This window comes from Pseudomonas sp. S3_C06 (genome assembly GCF_054667675.1).
Window position 1 is genome coordinate 5227413 of sequence record NZ_CP162747.1, and the last position, 16922, is coordinate 5244334.

The 16922-nt window shown below is 57.1% G+C and carries 18 protein-coding genes; 15 read left to right on the plus strand and 3 right to left on the minus strand.

Going from position 1 to position 16922, the window contains the following annotated elements:
- Positions 1-105: 105 nt before the first annotated feature.
- Positions 106-1002, minus strand: a complete 897-nt coding sequence (locus AB4N44_RS23120; protein ID WP_127926020.1) for a LysR family transcriptional regulator — start codon at positions 1000-1002, stop codon at positions 106-108.
- Positions 1003-1118: 116 nt separating this feature from the next.
- Here AB4N44_RS23120 and AB4N44_RS23125 point away from each other — a divergent pair, with 116 nt between their 5' ends.
- The 8 genes from AB4N44_RS23125 to rpoS all read left to right on the plus strand — a co-directional run bounded on the left by AB4N44_RS23125 (position 1119) and on the right by rpoS (position 8356).
- Complete coding sequence (locus AB4N44_RS23125; RefSeq protein ID WP_007908835.1) at positions 1119-2231, plus strand: S-(hydroxymethyl)glutathione dehydrogenase/class III alcohol dehydrogenase; 1113 nt, start codon at positions 1119-1121, stop codon at positions 2229-2231.
- Between the two features lie 90 nt (positions 2232-2321).
- Positions 2322-3173, plus strand: a complete 852-nt coding sequence (gene fghA / locus AB4N44_RS23130) for an S-formylglutathione hydrolase (RefSeq protein ID WP_174245100.1) — start codon at positions 2322-2324, stop codon at positions 3171-3173.
- Positions 3174-3217: 44 nt separating this feature from the next.
- Entirely contained in the window at positions 3218-3691 is a 474-nt protein-coding gene (gene ispF, locus AB4N44_RS23135; protein ID WP_034149878.1) for a 2-C-methyl-D-erythritol 2,4-cyclodiphosphate synthase, read from the plus strand.
- Positions 3688-4746: a tRNA pseudouridine(13) synthase TruD gene (gene truD / locus AB4N44_RS23140; RefSeq protein ID WP_127926022.1), complete on the plus strand. Its 1059-nt coding sequence runs from the start codon at positions 3688-3690 to the stop codon at positions 4744-4746. Before ispF ends, truD begins: the two co-directional genes overlap by 4 nt.
- Entirely contained in the window at positions 4734-5483 is a 750-nt protein-coding gene (surE, locus tag AB4N44_RS23145) for a 5'/3'-nucleotidase SurE (RefSeq protein ID WP_007908831.1), read from the plus strand. Before truD ends, surE begins: the two co-directional genes overlap by 13 nt.
- A gap of 41 nt (positions 5484-5524) precedes the next feature.
- Positions 5525-6160 (plus strand): protein-L-isoaspartate(D-aspartate) O-methyltransferase, encoded by a 636-nt coding sequence (locus AB4N44_RS23150; protein ID WP_172828219.1) that lies wholly within the window; start codon positions 5525-5527, stop codon positions 6158-6160.
- 212 nt (positions 6161-6372) lie between these two features.
- Positions 6373-7242 carry a peptidoglycan DD-metalloendopeptidase family protein gene (locus tag AB4N44_RS23155; RefSeq protein ID WP_016985074.1) on the plus strand — a complete coding sequence of 290 codons (870 nt, stop codon included), beginning with the start codon at positions 6373-6375 and terminating at the stop codon, positions 7240-7242.
- Positions 7243-7348: 106 nt separating this feature from the next.
- Complete coding sequence (rpoS, locus tag AB4N44_RS23160; RefSeq protein ID WP_007908828.1) at positions 7349-8356, plus strand: RNA polymerase sigma factor RpoS; 1008 nt, start codon at positions 7349-7351, stop codon at positions 8354-8356.
- A gap of 510 nt (positions 8357-8866) precedes the next feature.
- Here rpoS and fdxA read toward each other — a convergent pair.
- Complete coding sequence (fdxA, locus tag AB4N44_RS23165; RefSeq protein ID WP_007908827.1) at positions 8867-9190, minus strand: ferredoxin FdxA; 324 nt, start codon at positions 9188-9190, stop codon at positions 8867-8869.
- 163 nt (positions 9191-9353) lie between these two features.
- Complete coding sequence (mutS, locus tag AB4N44_RS23170) at positions 9354-11924, minus strand: DNA mismatch repair protein MutS (RefSeq protein WP_455807564.1); 2571 nt, start codon at positions 11922-11924, stop codon at positions 9354-9356.
- A 252-nt stretch (positions 11925-12176) separates the two neighbouring features.
- Between mutS and AB4N44_RS23175 the strand changes: the two genes are divergently transcribed.
- The 7 genes from AB4N44_RS23175 (at position 12177) to AB4N44_RS23205 (ending at position 16841) form a co-directional block, all read left to right on the plus strand.
- Positions 12177-12926, plus strand: a complete 750-nt coding sequence (locus tag AB4N44_RS23175; RefSeq protein WP_460107342.1) for a winged helix-turn-helix domain-containing protein — start codon at positions 12177-12179, stop codon at positions 12924-12926.
- A complete protein-coding gene (locus AB4N44_RS23180; RefSeq protein WP_460107340.1) occupies positions 12893-13384 on the plus strand; it encodes a hypothetical protein in 492 nt (163 codons plus the stop codon). Before AB4N44_RS23175 ends, AB4N44_RS23180 begins: the two co-directional genes overlap by 34 nt.
- Positions 13385-13944: 560 nt before the next feature.
- Positions 13945-14325, plus strand: coding sequence for a DUF1090 domain-containing protein (locus tag AB4N44_RS23185; RefSeq protein ID WP_127926027.1), 381 nt, complete (start codon positions 13945-13947; stop codon positions 14323-14325).
- The gene (locus AB4N44_RS23190) at positions 14318-14563 is read left to right on the plus strand and encodes a hypothetical protein (protein ID WP_158013173.1); all 246 of its coding nucleotides are present in this window, start codon (positions 14318-14320) and stop codon (positions 14561-14563) included. The genes AB4N44_RS23185 and AB4N44_RS23190 overlap by 8 nt, the downstream gene beginning before the upstream one ends.
- A 64-nt stretch (positions 14564-14627) precedes the next feature.
- Positions 14628-15362, plus strand: a complete 735-nt coding sequence (locus AB4N44_RS23195; protein WP_007908821.1) for an XRE family transcriptional regulator — start codon at positions 14628-14630, stop codon at positions 15360-15362.
- Between the two features lie 514 nt (positions 15363-15876).
- Positions 15877-16293 carry a tail fiber assembly protein gene (locus AB4N44_RS23200; RefSeq protein ID WP_127926029.1) on the plus strand — a complete coding sequence of 139 codons (417 nt, stop codon included), beginning with the start codon at positions 15877-15879 and terminating at the stop codon, positions 16291-16293.
- Between the two features lie 164 nt (positions 16294-16457).
- On the plus strand, positions 16458-16841 hold the full coding sequence (locus AB4N44_RS23205; protein ID WP_158013174.1) for a tail fiber assembly protein: 384 nt from the start codon (positions 16458-16460) through the stop codon (positions 16839-16841).
- Positions 16842-16922 lie beyond the last annotated feature (81 nt).

Genomic DNA, 16922 nt, shown 5'->3' on the forward strand with positions numbered 1-16922 from the left:
TCACTCCCACCTTTGAATAACGCCGAACACGAATTTTGTATCCACTGGAGATCCCCTGTGGGAGCGAGCCTGCTCGCGAAAGCGATAGTTCAGGCAACCCATCACTCAGCTTCGATACTCCGGCCGCTCAGCCAATCCTTCCTTTAGAAAATCCACCAACTTGCGCACCTTCGGCGACAGATGCCGCTGTTGCGGGTACAGCGCCCACACCGCCGTATTCGGCGGCTGGTGCGCCTCCAGCAACGAAATCAACGCACCGCTGTGCAGATGCTCCAGCACGTAATAGTCCGGTAGCTGACACAACCCCACGCCTTGAAGCGCCGCATCCAGCACCGCTTGCCCACTGTTGCAACGCCAGTTTCCCTGCACCCGCTGGGAAAATTCCCGCCCGTTTTGCTCAAGCTGCCAGATGTCTGAGCTGCCGATGAGGCAGTTATGGCGAGACAGTTCCGACAGGCTGTGTGGGCGGCCATACCGTTCAACGTAGGACGGAGAGGCGCAGAGATACATGCGTCGTGGCGCCAGCCGGGCGGCGACCAGGCGCGAGTCCTGCAACCGACCCAGGCGAATCGCCAGATCCAGCCCTTCATGCACCAGATCAAGTTGGCGATTGCTCAATTCGATATCGATGCGCAGCTGCGGATACAGCCCCATGAACCGCGTCACCAACGGCACGATAAACCGCTCGCCGTAGGCGACGGCGCAGGTCATGCGCAGCATCCCTTTTGGTTCGCTGGTCAGATCGCCGACAGCGCGCAATGCTTCCTCGCGACCATCCTGCAAGCGTTGGCAATGTTGCAGAAAGGTCTGCCCGGCCTCGGTCAGTGTCACGCGACGGGTACTGCGATAAAGCAGCCGCGTCTGCAAGCGCTCTTCCAGTCGTACGATTTGTCGACTGACGTGAGAGGAAGAAACCCCAAGACGTTCGGCAGCGGCGGTGAACTGGCTGCATTCGGCAACGGCAACAAATTCGTCGATGCCTTCCCAGCGGTTTTCGGACATTCGATTATCCCTGTACGGCAATAATATTTTGCATTTGTCCGGATTATTAATCAGTTGGCGCTGAACTACACTGGCTGTCTGGTTTTTTTATTCAATGGATTCACTGGAGAGTCAGCATGATCAAGTCGCGCGCCGCCGTTGCCTTCGAGGCCAAGAAGCCGCTGGAAATCGTAGAAGTCGATGTCGCCATGCCCAAGGCCGGTGAAGTATTGCTGCGCGTAGTCGCTTCCGGTGTTTGCCACACTGACGCTTACACCCTGTCCGGTGCAGATCCGGAAGGTATCTTCCCGTCGATCCTCGGCCACGAAGGTGGCGCCATCGTTGAAGCTATCGGCGAGGGCGTGACTTCGGTTGCCGTTGGCGATCACGTCATTCCGCTGTACACCCCCGAATGCGGCCAGTGCAAATTCTGCAAGTCGGGCAAGACCAACCTGTGTCAGGCAATTCGCGCCACTCAGGGCAAAGGTTTGATGCCGGATGGCACTTCGCGTTTCTCCTACAAGGGCGAAACGATTTTCCACTACATGGGCACTTCGACGTTCTCGGAATACACCGTGTTGCCGGAAATCTCCGTGGCCAAGATCTCCAAGGATGCGCCACTGGAAAAGGTTTGCCTGCTGGGTTGCGGCGTCACCACCGGCATCGGTGCAGTGCTCAATACCGCCAAGGTCAAACCGGGTGACACCGTGGCCATCTTCGGTCTGGGTGGCATTGGTCTGTCTGCGGTGATCGGTGCCGTGAAAGCCAAGGCTGCACGCATCATCGCCATCGACATCAACCCGGCCAAGTTCGAGATCGCCAAGCAACTCGGTGCAACCGACTGTGTGAATCCGAAAGATTTCGATCGTCCGATCCAGGAAGTGATCGTCGACATGACCGATGGCGGTGTCGACTTCTCCTTCGAGTGCATCGGCAACGTGCAACTGATGCGCGCCGCCCTTGAGTGCTGCCACAAAGGCTGGGGCGAGTCGGTAATCATCGGTGTTGCCGGTGCTGGCCAGGAAATCGCGACCCGTCCATTCCAGTTGGTGACCGGTCGCGTCTGGCGCGGTTCGGCATTCGGCGGCGTGCGCGGTCGTACCGAGTTGCCAAGCTACGTCGATATGGCTCAGAGCGGTGAAATCCCGCTGGATACTTTCATCACCCACACCATGGGTCTGGAAGACATCAACAAGGCCTTCGACCTGATGCACGAAGGCAAGAGCATCCGTACCGTCATTCATTTCTAAAAGCAGCCCCAAGTTACAAGCTTCAAGCTGCAAGCAAAGGCGCTTTTGCCTTTTCTTGAAGCTCGAAGCTTGCCACTTGCAGCTGGGAGAATCCCCATGAGTCTGGAAAACATCTCCTGTCAGAAGAGTTTCGGCGGTTGGCACAAACGCTATCGCCATCGCTCCGACGTGCTCGGCTGCGACATGGTGTTCGCCGTCTACTTGCCACCGCAAGCAGAGCAGGGCGGCAAGTTGCCGGTGCTGTATTGGCTGTCGGGCCTGACCTGCACCGATGAAAACTTCATGCAGAAGGCCGGCGCGATGCGCATGGCTGCTGAACTGGGTTTGATCATTGTTGCGCCGGACACCAGTCCGCGTGGCGCCGATGTCCCGGGTGATCCGGACGGCGCATGGGATTTCGGCCTCGGCGCCGGGTTCTATCTGAATGCCACGCAAGAGCCCTGGTCGCGGCACTATCGGATGCATGACTATGTCGTGCAGGAGTTGCCTTCACTGGTTGAAGCGCATTTCCCGGCATCGGACAAGCGCAGCATCAGTGGCCACTCCATGGGCGGCCACGGTGCGTTGGTCTGCGCGTTGCGCAATCCGGGGCGGTACCAATCGGTGTCGGCGTTCTCGCCGATCAATAACCCGATGGATTGCCCATGGGGCCAAAAAGCATTTTCCCGCTACCTGGGCGAAGACCGTTCGAAATGGAAAGAGTGGGATGCTTGTGCGCTGATCGCCGAGGCGGATGAAAAACTGCCGCTGCTGGTCGATCAAGGCGATCGCGATGACTTCCTCGCTACCCAGCTCAAACCTGAAGCCTTGCAACAAGCGGCAAAACAAGCGGGCCATCCGCTGACATTGCGCCTGCAACCGGGCTACGACCACAGCTATTTCTTCATCTCAAGCTTTATAGACGACCACTTGCAGCATCACGCACGCGCTCTGCGCGGTTAATGCGGGTAGAATCACGCCCTGACAAAAATCGGGGCGTTTTTTTTATGCGTATTGGCCACGGCTATGATGTGCACCGTTTCGCTGAAGGCGATTTCATTACTCTGGGCGGCGTGCGCATTGCACACAGCTTCGGGCTGCTCGCTCATTCCGACGGTGACGTCCTGCTGCACGCCTTGAGCGATGCCTTGCTCGGCGCCGCTGCGCTGGGTGATATCGGCAAGCATTTCCCGGACACCGACCCGCAATTCAAGGGCGCCGACAGCCGTGCGCTGCTGCGTCATGTGGTCGCGCTGATCCATGCCAAAGGCTGGAAAGTCGGCAACGTCGATAACACCATCGTTGCCCAGGCGCCGAAAATGGCCCCGCATATCGAATCGATGCGCGCGTTGATCGCGGCGGATCTACAAGTTGAGTTGGATCAAGTGAACGTGAAAGCTACCACCACCGAAAAGCTTGGCTTTGTCGGTCGCGAAGAAGGCATCGCCGTGCACTCCGTTGCCTTGTTGCTGCGCGCATGAATGAACTGCAATTGCTCGGCCCGCGGGCCTATGGCGAACCCCTCGGCACCGCTGTACTGAAAGCCATCGCTGAAGATTTTCAGGTCGATGAAGTGCTCGACATCCCGTTCAGCGGCGATGGCGAACACCTGTGGATCTGGGTTGAAAAGCGTGGCCTCAACACTGAGGAAGCCGCACGGCGTATTGCCAAGGCTGCCGGCGTGCCGTTGCGTACCGTCAGCTATGCCGGTCTCAAGGATCGTCAGGCGCTGACCCGCCAGTGGTTCAGCGTGCAATTGCCGGGCAAGGCCGATCCGGATCTGACAGCGGCGGAAAACGATACGCTGAAGATCCTCAAGACCACCCGCCACAAGCGCAAGCTGCAACGTGGCGCGCATTCGGCCAACGGTTTCACTTTGCGCCTGACTCAGTTCGCTGGCGACAAAGACGCGATCGAGCAGCGCCTGCAACTGATCGCTAAACAAGGTATTCCCAATTATTTCGGTGCCCAGCGTTTCGGCCATGACGGCGGTAACGTCGTCGATGCGCGTTCGTGGGCGGCACGCAAGGCCTTGCCGGAGCAACGCAATGTGCGTTCGCGGCTGCTCTCGACCGCGCGCAGTTTTCTGTTCAACAAGGTGCTGGCGGCGCGTGTTGCCGATGGCACCTGGCAAAAAGCCCAAGTCGGCGATCTGCTGGCCTTCACTGACAGTCGCAGTTTTTTCCCTGCCGGTGAAGCTGAGTGCAGCGATCCGCGTCTGGCTATTCTTGATCTGCATCCGACCGGCCCGCAGTGGGGCGAAGGTGACTCGCCGACCGCAGGGGCTGTCCATGATCTGGAGCAGGGGATTGCCGCTGGTGAAGCGGATCTGCGCGATTGGTTGATCAACGCCGGCATGAGCCACGAACGTCGCATCCTGCGGCTGCCCATTGGCGGGTTGACGTGGCATTATCCCCAGCCTGACATTCTGCAACTGGAATTCGTCCTCCCGGCCGGATGCTTCGCCACCGTATTGGTGCGCGAGCTCGTTGATCTGGTGCCGGTGGGGCAGACGGACAGCCCATGCGTATTCTGATTTCTAACGACGATGGGGTAACCGCACCCGGTCTCGCCGCGCTTTATGCTGCGCTGGCGGATTACACCGAGTGCGTGGTTATCGCCCCGGAGCAGGACAAAAGCGGCGCCAGCAGTTCGCTGACGCTCGACCGTCCGCTGCACCCGCAATACCTGGCCAACGGCTTTATCAGCCTCAACGGCACACCGACCGACTGCGTGCACCTGGGCCTCAATGGCTTGCTGGAGCGCGAGGCGGACATGGTGGTCTCCGGGATCAACCTCGGTGCCAACCTGGGTGATGACGTGTTGTATTCCGGCACCGTCGCGGCAGCGCTCGAAGGGCGCTTCCTCGAGCGTCCCTCGTTTGCCTTTTCGCTGGTCTCGCGGCAGGTGGATAATCTGCCGACGGCGGCGTACTTTGCGCGCAAACTGGTCGAGGCCCATGCCGGGCTCGATCTGCCGCCGCGCACGGTACTCAACGTGAACATTCCCAATCTGCCCATCGATCACATTCGTGGCATCCAGCTGACCCGTCTCGGCCATCGCGCCCGGGCGGCGGCGCCGATGAAAGTGGTCGACCCGCGTGGCAAGGCCGGTTACTGGATTGCCGCTGCCGGCGATGCCGAAGATGGCGGCCCGGGGACTGATTTTCATGCGGTGATGCAGGGCTATGTTTCCATCACTCCGTTGCAGCTCGATCGCACCTTCAACGATGCGTTCAGAAGCCTCGACGGCTGGCTGGAGGGACTGCGCTGATGGCCCGTGAACACGAAGACCGACTGCGCAGCGGTATCGGCATGACCTCCCAGCGTACCCGCGAGCGGCTGATCCAGCGCTTGTATGAGGAGGGCGTGTCCAACGCCAAGGTGCTGGAAGTGATTCGGCGTACGCCGCGCCACCTGTTCGTCGACGAGGCGCTGGCACATCGCGCTTACGAGGATACGGCGCTGCCGATCGGCAATAACCAGACGATTTCCCAGCCTTATATGGTGGCGCGCATGAGCGAGCTGCTGCTGGAGGCGGGGCCGCTGGATAAGGTGCTGGAGATTGGCACTGGTTCCGGTTACCAGACCGCTGTGTTGTCGCAACTGGTCGAGCGAGTGTTCTCGGTCGAGCGCATCAAGGTCCTGCAGGACCGGGCCAAGGAACGTCTGGTTGAACTGAACCTGCGCAACGTGGTGTTCCGCTGGGGCGATGGCTGGGAAGGCTGGCCGGCGCTGGCACCGTATAACGGCATTATCGTCACGGCCGTGGCCACCGATGTACCGCAAGCCTTGCTCGATCAACTGGCTCCGGGCGGGCGCATGGTGATCCCGGTGGGCTCGGGAGAAGTGCAGCAATTGATGCTGATCGTGCGTGAGGAAAACGGCTTTTCCCGGCATGTTCTGGGCGCCGTTCGTTTCGTGCCGTTGCTTAATGGGCCACTGGCCTGAGCATTTGTTTGCGTGCGCTGAATTCCTTTCGTTCGCCTGTGTCTTACTCCGGCAGCGATGGTTTAAACGCAGCAGATTGTCAACTTGCAAACGTGTGCGCGAAGCGATTTCGCTTCATTAAAGGTAAAGCCGATCCGGCCCGTTATACTGGCGACACCTCATGCCGGAATCCGGCATTTCACATTTTTCAGCCACCACAAAGGGAGCGGCGGGTGAGTCTCACAGTCATTGCGCAGCGTATGGGTAACACGAGCTTTCAGCGCCTGGTGACTGGCCTTGTCTTGAGCACCTTGCTGGTCGGTTGCTCCAGCACCAAATCGAGCAATGTCCGGGTGGTCGATCGCAACAATGCGGTGGCCCAGCGTCCTACCGTGACGACCGGACAGTATGTAGTCCGTCCGGGCGATACGATGTTTTCGATCGCGTTTCGCTACGGTTGGGACTACAAAGCCCTCGCGGCCCGGAACAATATTCCTACGCCGTATACGATCCATCCGGGTCAGACAATTCGCTTTGATGGCCGCACCGGTTCAACGCCGACGGCGGTGGTGAGCAACAGCAGTTCTTCGCCTTCTTCGTCGAGTAAAACCACGGTAATCCGGCGCCAGGCAAATGGCACGACAACCACCACAACCACCGGTTCTACGGGGGCTGTACCGTCCGTCGCCAGCAAACCGGCCCCCGCGCCACTGCCTCCAGCGGGCCCGGCCCCGACCGGCTGGGGATGGCCATCTAATGGCATTCTGATTGGAAAATTCTCTTCAAACGGTAGTTTGAATAAAGGAATTGATATCGCCGGAGATTTGGGACAGCCTGTTTTAGCTGCGTCTGATGGGACGGTGGTATACGCCGGGAGTGGCTTAAGGGGCTACGGCGAATTAGTCATCATCAAACACAGCGAAACCTACGTCAGTGCCTACGGACATAACCGCAGGCTGTTGGTTCGGGAGGGACAGCAGGTCAAGGTCGGACAGACAATTGCCGAAATGGGGTCAACGGGTACAGACCGGGTGAAACTGCATTTTGAGATTCGCCGCCAAGGTAAACCTGTAGATCCACTGCAGTTCCTGCCAAGACGTTGATTTGTAAGCCAGCCTGTTCCGTCGCGTAGAGGGGACAGGCTCCAGCGCTGCCAAGGATAAAGGCGTCGCTTGAGCTTGGGGTCGAACTCACCAAAGGACTATAACAATGGCTCTCAGTAAAGAAGTGCCGGAGTTTGACATCGACGATGAGGTTCTCCTTATGGAGACCGGCATCGATTCGGATTCGATGTCGAATGATGAAGGGGCTGCTCCACCTTCCGTTCGTTCCAAATCCAAACACTCCGCTTCACTTAAACAACATAAGTACATCGATTACACGCGGGCACTTGATGCCACGCAGTTGTATCTCAACGAAATCGGCTTTTCCCCATTGCTCTCCCCGGAGGAAGAAGTTCATTTTGCGCGCTTGTCGCAAAGTGGCGATCCGGCCGGGCGCAAGCGCATGATTGAAAGTAACCTGCGGCTGGTGGTCAAAATCGCCCGGCGTTACGTCAATCGGGGGTTGTCGCTGCTGGATCTGATCGAAGAGGGCAACCTCGGACTGATCCGGGCGGTGGAAAAGTTCGATCCCGAGCGCGGCTTCCGCTTCTCGACCTACGCGACCTGGTGGATTCGTCAAACCATCGAGCGCGCGATCATGAATCAGACCCGGACCATCCGGTTGCCGATTCATGTGGTCAAGGAACTCAACGTGTACCTGCGGGCTGCACGGGAGCTGACGCAAAAGCTCGACCACGAACCTTCACCCGAAGAGATCGCCAACCTGCTGGAAAAACCGGTGGGCGAGGTCAAGCGCATGCTTGGTCTGAACGAGCGGGTTTCTTCGGTCGACGTCTCGCTGGGTCCGGATTCGGATAAAACCCTGCTGGACACCCTCACCGATGATCGTCCGACTGATCCTTGTGAACTGCTGCAGGATGACGACCTGTCGCAGAGCATCGATCAATGGCTGTCTGAGCTGACCGACAAGCAGCGCGAAGTGGTTGTACGCCGCTTCGGCCTGCGCGGTCACGAGAGCAGTACGCTGGAAGATGTAGGCCTGGAGATCGGCCTGACCCGGGAACGGGTGCGGCAGATTCAGGTGGAAGGCCTCAAGCGCCTTCGGGAAATCCTGGAGAAGAATGGCCTGTCGAGCGAGTCGCTGTTCCAGTAAGCGCCTCAAACGCCCGCCCGCAAAAGCCCCGACTGGTTCGGGGTTTTTTGTTGGCCTGGATTTGTTGGCAATCCATGTCCACCCTGCTCATTGCCAGACGTACGGTTGGCTATTCCATCGTTTGTAGTCTCGCGGTGTAAGCCTTGGCTTACTCTTTCGTAAGTGTTCACTATCTTTACACCGCGGCAGACGTCGATTGCTCTAAATAATTCTGTTTAACTTGTTGATTTGTATATATATTTTTTAATGTGAAGTGCTTATTACAGCGCTTTTCCGCTCCGAGGGCCGATTGCTCTTGTCAGGGAACTCTCTAGTATCTGGGGTGTGTCGACGGACAGACACGCCCTTCAAGGATGAGGGGAACGGACATCGCAGGACGCGATTCATCAGGACGATGAAAAGGAATACAGGGAATAGGGAAAAAATGTGGGCGGGTCATACCGCCCCTTTTTTTGCCTGCAGAAAAGCAAAAAGGCCCGCAAGGGGCCTTTTATTCGAGCGCGTGACAGATCAGCGTTCGAGGTCTTTGATCTTGCCTTTGACGCCATCCCACTCTTCGGCATCCGGCAGCGATTCTTTCTTCTCGGTGATGTTCGGCCAGATTTCAGCCAGCTCAACGTTGAGTTGAATGAATTCCTGCATCTCTTCCGGAACTTCGTCCTCGGAGAAAATGGCTACGGCCGGGCATTCCGGTTCGCACAGGGCGCAATCGATGCACTCATCCGGGTGAATCACCAGGAAGTTCGGGCCTTCGTAAAAGCAGTCCACCGGACAGACTTCTACGCAGTCGGTGTACTTGCACTTGATGCAGTTGTCGGTGACGACGAAGGTCATTTCTAATTTTCTCCTCAGGCGGCGGCAGCGTTGCCCCTTCACGGTTGGGGTCGCCAGGTTCGGGAGCGATACCTGCTGGCCAGGCTATTAGCCAGCAGCATCCCAAACCGCGCGAGATTCTAACAGCTTGAAGCCGTTTGCGTTATATCCGCTTCTTCAGTACTTATATCCGGTTCTTCAGTGCATAGAGCATTTCGAGTGCACGACGCGGGGTCATGTCATCGATATCCAGCTTGGCCAGCTCATCCAGTACCGGATGCGGCAGGCTGGCGAACATGTCGCTCTGCTGCGGTGTTGCTGGTTTGCCCTTGGCAGACGGCTTCGGCGTCTCGTGGGGCAACGCAGTGTCTTCCAGTCGGCTCAGGTGTTCGCGTGCACGCACGATTACTTCGCTGGGAACACCGGCCAGTTGCGCCACCGCCAGACCGTAACTCTGGCTGGCCGGCCCCGGTAGTACGTGGTGCAGGAACACGATGCGTTCATTGTGCTCTGTAGCATTGAGATGCACGTTGGCCACTAGTGGCTCGGCTTCTGGCAATACGGTCAATTCAAAGTAGTGCGTGGCGAACAGAGTATAGGCACGCAGATGGGCCAGACGCTCGGCCGCGGCCCATGCCAGCGACAGACCGTCGAAGGTGCTGGTGCCGCGACCGACTTCGTCCATCAGCACCAGACTGCGCTCGGTGGCGTTGTGCAGGATGTTGGCGGTTTCGCTCATCTCGACCATGAAGGTCGAACGGCCACCGGCCAGGTCATCGCTGGAGCCGATTCGGGTGAAGATACGGTCGACCAGCGACAGTTCGCAACTGGCCGCCGGTACGAAGCTGCCGATATGCGCCAGCAGCACGATCAACGCGGTTTGACGCATGTAGGTGGATTTACCGCCCATGTTCGGGCCGGTGATCACCAGCATGCGCGTGTTGTCGTCCAGGCTCAGGTCGTTGGCCACGAACGGCGTGGTCAGCACTTGCTCAACCACCGGGTGACGACCCTGGGTTATACGCATGCACGGCTCACTGACAAAGCGCGGGCAGTTCAGGTCGAGGTTCAGCGCACGCTCGGCGAGGTTGCTCAACACGTCGAGTTCGGCCAGCGCGCCGGCGGTGTCCTGCAGCGGTGGCAACTGGCTGATGAGGTCTTCCAGCAGTGCCTCGTAGAGCATTTTCTCGCGGGCGAGGGCACGGCTCTTGGCCGACAGCGCCTTGTCTTCGAATTCTTTCAGCTCAGGCGTGATGAAACGCTCGGCGCCTTTGAGGGTTTGCCGACGGATGTAGTCCGCCGGCGCCGACTCGGCCTGTTTGCTCGGCAACTCGATGAAGTAGCCATGAATGCGGTTGTAGCCGACTTTCAAGTGGCTCAGGCCAGTGCGGGCTTTCTCGCGGGCTTCGAGATCGATGAGGAACTGGCCGGCGTTTTCGCTCAGCGATTGCAGCTCGTCGAGTTCGCTGTCATAGCCGGTTTTCAACACGCCACCGTCGCGGATCACCGCTGGCGGGTTATCGATAATGGCTTTTTCCAGCAGTGCCGCCAGTTCCGGGTAAGTGCTGGTGGTGGTCGCCAGACCTTGCAGGTGCGGCGCTTCCAGATCGGTCATCGCCACTTGCAGTTCAGGCAGGGCGCCAAGGGCGTCACGCAGCCGTGCGAGGTCACGAGGACGGGCATTGCGCAGGCCGATCCGCGCGAGAATGCGCTCGATGTCGCCGATTTCCTTGAGCTGCGGTTGCAGCTTTTCGAAACGGTAGCGATCGAGCAGGCAAGTGATCGAGGTCTGTCGCGCCAGCAGCACGGTCAGATCGCGCAACGGGCGATTCAGCCAGCGAGTCAGCAAACGGCTGCCCATTGCGGTCTGGCAGCGATCGACCACCGATTGCAGGGTGTTGTCGCGGCCACCGGCCAGGTTGGTGTCAAGTTCAAGATTGCGGCGGCTCGCGCCGTCGAGTACCACCGTGTCGTCGAGTCGTTCGTGACGCAAACTGCGCAAGTGGGGCAGGGCGGTGCGCTGGGTTTCCTTGGCGTAGGCCAACAGGCAACCGGCGGCGCCGATGGCCAGGGTCAGGTTCTCGCAGCCAAAGCCCTTCAGGTCTTGGGTGGAGAATTGCTGGCAAAGGCTTTTCAGTGCTGAGTCGCGCTCGAAATCCCACGGCGCACGGCGACTGACGCCACGGCGTTTTTCCGCAGGAAGATCCCTCGGCCAATCGTCCGGGATCAGCAATTCCACCGGGTTGATCCGCTCCAGTTCCGCCAGCAGATTTTCCCAGCCTTTGATTTCCGACACGCTGAAACTGCCGCTGGTGATGTCCAGCACGGCCAGACCGAACAGACGCTCGTCACCCAGCAGCGCAGCGATCAGGTTGTCGCGGCGCTCATCGAGCAGCGCCTCATCACTGACCGTGCCCGGCGTGAGGATCCGTACGACCTGACGCTCCACCGGGCCTTTGCTGGTCGCCGGGTCGCCGACCTGTTCGCAGATCACCACCGACTCGCCAAGCTTGACCAGTTTTGCCAGATAGCCTTCCGCCGCATGGTAAGGAATGCCACACATCGGAATCGCCTGCCCCGCCGACTGCCCACGCGCGGTCAGGGTGATGTCGAGCAACTTGGCCGCCTTCTTCGCGTCTTCGTAGAAGATCTCGTAGAAGTCGCCCATGCGGTAGAACATCAGCTGATCCGGGTGCTGATTCTTCAGGCGCCAGTACTGCTGCATCATCGGGGTGTGGGAGGACAGGTCTGAAATGGCTTTATTCATCAGGGGTTTAGCTATACCGGAAAAAGTGACAAGACAAAAAACGGGGTCGTTCGCATCTACGAAATGGCGAGTGTTTGCCAGCGATGCGGCCCGAGGGTTGATTCAGTGGGGCTGAGTATGAAGTTTTTTTGAGGTGGATGCAGCAACCCGCCGCCGCTCGGGTTGGCATTGTGTCCTATAGTGCCGAAAAGCTATCGAATGATCGGAGTTCGTGGGTTGAAGGTCAGTTGAGGAAGCAGCGTGGAACAGTCTGAAGGCATTGGCTCAGGATTGACACCGAGCGATGGCTACTACGATGCAGAAAAAATGTCCCTCACTCGGGCGCAGCGATCAGTCTGTCTGGGCAGCAATGAAAGTGATCTGTTGTTGGCATTGATCGCCGGAGTTACCGATAAGGAACAGCTCATCTCGCGGGTCTGGGGTGAGCGCGGGCTGGTGATTTCCGACAGCAGTTACTACAAGACCCTGCACTTGCTTCGCGCGCACCTCGCTGACGTCGGTTTGCCACGGGACAGTCTCAAGACCTTGCCGCGCCGAGGCGTGGTGCTGTTGTGTGAAATCAGGCTGGTCAGCGCTACTGTCGCCGAGACTGAATCCCCGCCTGCGCCAGTAGCCCGTGATGAGCAGGCTTGCATTACCGTTACGAAGTCGTCGCGCCGCTACTGGCGCTTTCTTCTGCCCGTAGTCGTCGCATCGGCAATTGCACTTCCACTGTTTTACGCTTACTTGATCTTTAAGAAGCCCGCCGATCTGGAAGAGTGGAAACTCGTCTGGCAGGAAGGCGATGCGAGGTTATATGTGGAAGAAAGTGAAAGGATGTCCAAGGACGAAATTGTAAAAGCGCTCAGCGAATTCGAACCGCCCATTGTGTTGTCCGATACGAACTTCTATGTGCGAAAGCCGCTCTCCCAGTTGTTGATCAAGTGCGTAAAACCTGAAAGTAAGGGGGAGGCCATATGCGTGAATTATCAGCTCGTTGGAAAAAAATAATCGCACTCTCGGCTATCTCTTCGGTGTTGATTTTCGGTGTATTGGTTGTTCGGTATTTCTATTTGATCAATCGCGACATTCCGCGTGCACCGTGTTTTGCTTCCATCGATTTTGTGCATACCCATGATCACAAAGTTCGCTGGCATGGCGTCGGTGATATGACGATCGACCCGAAAGAAGGCGCCCTTTATGTTTATTACCTGGTGAAAACACCAGAGGGCAAAGTCTATACCTATGATCGAAAGTTCAACATTGCCCTCACTCATCTTGACACTTCCAGGTTCTTGTTCAAGACGCGATCGGTTGTAAAGTTTGACGCCGATACTGCAGAAGATGAACTGCCGTTCATGGAAAGAGGCTTTCAAGGCGGAATGGTGACGTTTAATTACTTCTCTGATGCCGAGTACTACTACAACATCAATAACCTGATCAACGGCGTCTGCCACGTCCCGCGTTAGCGAAAAATCCGCTGGCGCAAGGCCCCGGAGCGACTAAGTAAGACTGAGTAAGATGCCAGTAAGGCCGTGATGGTCCTGCGTTGTTAATGTGATTCGAGTCAGGCCAATAGCCTCTGCGACTGTAACGGAGAGTCAGCGCAGTGCGGCTGTTGTTATTGCCTGCAAGCATTCGACGACGTTTAGGATATTGAGGGGGCTTTATAAATGCTCTGGTTTTGCGTGCGTAATCATCATGGGGTTCAGGCTCCGGCATGGAAACGATCCATTGCTATTAATAAAGAGGGCACTGTATTCGTTGCAGCAGCGATTGCTGGAAAAGAAAAAGACGTGAGTATTTCCACATTATCTGATCGCACGCCGGTGTTGCTGTGTTTTGATCATGTTTACGTACCCGTGGCGTGGCTGGTCAAACACTTTCCAATATGTAAGGCGCTCTGTCGCGATATGGTGTCGGCAGCCTTGTTCGGCCTACAGAGAATATTGAGATGCCGTGATGCCTGGAGTCGCGTCAGCTATTTCTGCAACCGTTCGGGTGAGAATAGTTACTTGGGGTATGTCTCATGAGGCCAAGTCTGTTTTGCAGTCTGTCTCTGGCCGTCAGTTGCGTTTTAATCATTGATCGTTCATTCGCCGACGCGCGTCAAAGTTGCGCGCCGCGCCGTGCTGAACTTGTCCGACAAATAGAGCGCGCCAACGCAGCGGATAATGTTTATCGCAAGGCCGGCCTGGAGCAGGCGCTGGCCAATGTCGAGCGTTACTGTCGCGAACCTTCGGTAGAGGATGACCACGAAAAAGCCATCCAGAAAGCCGAAGCTGAAATTCGGCGCAGACAAAACCATCTGAAAGCGGCGCGTCAGTACGGTGATGTGAAAGTCATCAAGAAGCAAGAAGCCAGGCTCGAACGGGCCCAGGTAAAACTGCAACGGCTTGTGAATGAGTAAGCGCCAGTTCGGCTGTGAACCAACCTCTGTATCAGTGACCACCGGAAATTCGATGATGAAAAACGCACTTGTCTTTGCTTCACTTTTTACCTCTGCCATTTTGCTCTCCGGTTGCACCGCCACCGATTGGGTACACGCTGCTGGTGGAATCCTCGGCGCCAAAGACGACTACGACAAAAAAGCCCGAAACGATCGGCTCAAGCGAGCGAATGCGGCGGCACGTCGAACCAAATACTGATTTATGCATAAGTTATGCAAATCAGCATTTGTCTTCGCGTGTAACTTCAAGCACTATGCGCGTTATGCAAAAACGCAACGTAGCCTCCGTCTTAAGAGCACTGCTCGACCAGCACGGGATCTCCCCCACGGAGCTCCACCGTCGCACCGGCGTGCCTCAATCCACTCTCTCGCGGATTCTCAGCGGGAAGATCGTCGATCCCTCGGATAAACACATTTCGAAGATCGCCGAGTACTTCGCCGTGAGCACCGATCAATTGCGCGGGCGCGCAGATGTCGCCCCGTCGGCCGGTGCCGCGCGCGATGACGTACACGCGGAACTCAAGGACATAATGCTGTGGGACGACGATACGCCTGTCGATGATGACGAAGTATCGGTGCCGTTCCTTCGCGAGGTTGAATTGGCTGCTGGATCAGGAAGATTCGTCATCGAAGAGAGCGAGCGCTCTAGCCTGCGCTTCGGCAAGCGCAGCCTGCGTCATAACGGTGTGCAGTTCGACCAGGCCAAATGCGTGACCGTACGTGGCAACAGCATGTTGCCGGTGTTGCGTGATGGCGCCACCGTCGGTGTGAATGCGGGCAAGTGCGGCATCGGTGACATCATTGATGGCGACCTGTACGCGATCAATCACAACGGCCAATTGCGCGTGAAGCAGCTTTACCGCTTGCCTACCGGCATTCGTCTGCGCAGCTTCAATCGCGATGAACATCCGGACGAGGACTACAGCTTCCAGGAAATCCAGGAAGAGCAGATTGTCATCCTCGGTCATGTCTTCTGGTGGGGCATGTACGCCCGCTAACCCGACCCTCTCCAGAAAAACCCGTCCATTGGCGGGTTTTTTTTCGCCTGAATGAAACCGTCAAGCCCTTGAGTTGCGGGGCTTTCATGCATTTCAGCATTTCTTGCGCATAAATAAATGCATTTACGCATTGACTGTATATGCATGCATGCATATTCTTGCCACCAAGCCGCTCGACAAAGCGGCTGGCAAGAAAGCTCTTTAGTTCCACAAGAACAGGCAGCGATGAACCGGCCTCAACGGTTCAGAGGGTTGGCAACTGACCCGGGTGTGCAGCGTAAAGCACCAGAAGCAGTTATCCGGCGGGCAGGGACCGCGGTCGGAAAAACAATTTGAATGGACTCGTACCGCGCCAGTAGCGCCGAAAAGTCAGCTTCCTTCTTGAACACAGGATTTGAAGGAAGGCGAAGGAGCGCATTACTGAAAAGCCCGGTGCATCACCGGGCTTTTTGGAATGCCTGCCTGGGCAGAAACTGAAAGGCCGGAACGTCGGCAATCAATAAGGATGATGGATATGAAGAAGTACGTACGCGTCGTTGCCGGCAAAGTCGACAACATTTTTGAAACCGCTAACCCGATCACCGATGAGTTTCCGGCGGATCAAGTCTGGGTGGATGTCAGTGCACTGCCAAAGATCGATTATTCCTGGAATGCGGTAAACACCGACGGCGTCTGGACATTTACCGACAGCGATATGTGGGGCCAGCCGTCCTTGCTGGCTATGCAATTGCGTAACGCAAGAACAAATCGTCTCGATAAAGCCAATACCACGCTGGCGACGTCGGCCCTGGTGCAAAAGGTTGAGCTGGGGCTGGCCACGCCGGCAGAGGAAGCCGCGCTACTGGAATACAAGCAGTTCTTCATCGCGCTGAGCAACGTCAACAAACAGCCGGGCTACCCGCTGACTGTTACCTGGCCTGAAGTTCCATAAACGGCATTTGCTGCGCCGATACCGAACTTCGCAGTGCATTGCTGAAAAGCCCGATATTTACTCAGCGCGTAAAGCCAACATTCGCGATGAGTACCCGCAGGAGAAACTATGAACCGCTATGCCTTTGTTCGATTCAATTATTCGAAACCCTTCAACAAAGTTCTGTGATCGTGGACGCCGTGGAGAAACCCACGGCCATGCCAGTGGAAGCAAAGTTGTCCAATGGTTATTGGGTGGATATCACCACAAACTCGACCGTCCAGGTGGGATGGAAGGGTACCACCACCAATTACGTCGATTGGGAATTCAGTGAACCCTCCTATCAAGAACTCGAAAAGGATGTGGCGCAGGAAGCGCTGGAGCTTCTGTCTGCAGCAGGGCAATGGTTGATGCTCAATTCGCTGCATTACAAGGTGGACATTGGTGTCGCCACGCCTGAAGAACAAGCGCTGTTGCTCGCTTACAAACAGTACTGCGTGGGTCTCAGCGACATGAAGAAACAATCCGGCTATCCGTCCAACGTCAACTGGCCGGTAGCTCCTTTCTGATTCGGTCATTACCGTTACACCCTCTATAGAGAGTGCATTACTGAAAAGCCCGGCCCGACGCCGGGCTTTTTGGAATGCCTA